The sequence below is a fragment of the Clostridium tepidiprofundi DSM 19306 genome (assembly GCF_001594005.1).
Lineage (GTDB): Bacteria > Bacillota > Clostridia > Clostridiales > Clostridiaceae > Clostridium_AC > Clostridium_AC tepidiprofundi.
In genome coordinates this window covers 1-1,805 of sequence record NZ_LTBA01000110.1, presented here as the reverse complement: position 1 = coordinate 1,805, position 1,805 = coordinate 1, and the positions used below count along the sequence as shown (strand labels likewise).

2 protein-coding genes are annotated in these 1,805 nt (G+C 32.5%); both read right to left on the bottom strand.

What is annotated here, in order from left to right; genetic code table 11:
- The coding region (locus tag CLTEP_RS13865; RefSeq protein WP_153016356.1) for a hypothetical protein at positions 1 to 859 on the bottom strand (859 nt) is incomplete at its 3' end.
- A 234-nt stretch (positions 860 to 1,093) separates the two neighbouring features.
- On the bottom strand, positions 1,094 to 1,366 hold the full coding sequence (locus CLTEP_RS13860; RefSeq protein WP_242863958.1) for a hypothetical protein: 273 nt from the start codon (positions 1,364 to 1,366) through the stop codon (positions 1,094 to 1,096).
- Positions 1,367 to 1,805: the final 439 nt, after the last annotated feature.

The window sequence follows — 1,805 nt, the reverse complement described above, 5'->3', positions numbered from 1 at the left end:
GTGCATTTTCAGTATCTTTAAATGCTTTATCAGATGGAGAAACTTCCTTTAACTCATCTTTAAAGAATTTATTTACAACCAAATAAACTGCCTCTGCCCTAGTTATTAATCCATGATATGTGATTCTGTCTAGGCTTTTATTATTTACGTTTAGAAAACCATACTCATCTACCCCTTGGGCATATTTCGTATACTCTGTTTTTCCTCCAACTGCCGCTTCAAAGTTTTTATCTATTTCTATTGGCTTAACTGGAGTTGTTGCCCTATAAACAAGGGTATAAAACTGCTCTCTTGTAAGTGATTGAGTGCCATTAAACGCAGTCGGATTTTCACTATCGGGTAAAAGGTTGAAATAAGCATTTATACTTGCCATTAGGTTATTTGTTCCATCTATATCCTTATATGCCTCTTTTGATAACTCACCTAGCTTATTCCTTACCTCTGCTTTATTCCAATACTTCTCTATAAATACCTCATTCCTAAAGGCATCTGCTAATGTTGTATTCCCATCTCTTACGTTGTCCTTCCCCACAAATAAACACCCTGACTTACCATTTACTCCATTCTCTGATACCCTCACTATTGATAAGGTACTGTCAAAGTCTGACCTAAAGATATCATAGGTGCTTAACTGGTCTAACTGCACCCAGTCTAACCTGTTTACTTGCTCTCCTACCGTCTTTACCTCATATGACGGTTTAGATAGATTTAAGGTTATTGATTTTCCACCATCTATCATTTTTAATAATTCACTCTGCTTAGTTGTAGTACAACCTGCTAGTGATGAGGATAACACGGTAAAAGCAACTACTGGTATCGCTAGCACACACAAACATATAAGCAACTTCCTCTTAAACATGATAACCACCATCCCTTCTTTATAATTTGATACAAATTATTCCTTTTAATTTTTAAGTAAACATAAAAATAATAATTCTCTTTGATAAACTTAGTCAACTCAATCCATATCCAAATATTGTTTTGTATATTTTAACCACACCTATCATTTTACCTCATTTAGTACCATATTTGTCAACAATATTTTCTGTGAAAGTTTCTGCATTTTTCTACATTTTTCTACACAATGTTTGTTTTAATCAATTCCAATTACAACCTCAATCTCCGTCCCATCTAGCAACCCAACTATTATCTTTTTTCCATCAAACACTACCATCTTCTCAACAATACTAAAGAATAAGTCCATATCAAATTTTTCTATTGGCTTTGCATTTTTTAGAATTTCTATAAACTGCTTTGACTTATACCTTACTAAAGCATTATCACTCTTAAGCCCTTCCTTACACTTTAGATTATAGCTTACGTTTTTACTTTCTTCCTGTGCAAATGAAGAGAGGACGGTGAGCATTAACTCACCGTCCCCTGATAATATATTTGGAAAAATTTACACCCCTGGGGTGATATGCAATTTTACTACCGCCTCAACGTGTGCAGTATATGCATTTCTATACTTTTATTATAGCTTATATAAACATAATAACTCATTATAACTTTTTATTTTCAAGGGTTAGAGGAAACTTAATTATTATTATAAGATATCTCAACTTTTCATAAATCATATTATAACTCTAGTCATTGGTAGCAAATTAGTAGTATACTACCAATCAACTTACTTATTTGATAATAGGTATCAGTAAAAATTCCGACACCTATGTAAACTTTAATATTCAATTGACTTATAGTAAGTGTTTTAGTGATTTTAAATCGGGAAACTCAAAAGATATATAATCAACTTATATATTAAAAAAAGAAGGAATATAACCTGCGTACCCAAATTGGGAACGCAG

What these genes read in the sequence shown, in the direction of transcription:
- CLTEP_RS13860 (WP_242863958.1), bottom strand. Translation starts at nt 1,366, where the DNA reads ATGCTCACCGTCCTCTCTTCATTTGCACAGGAAGAAAGTAAAAACGTA.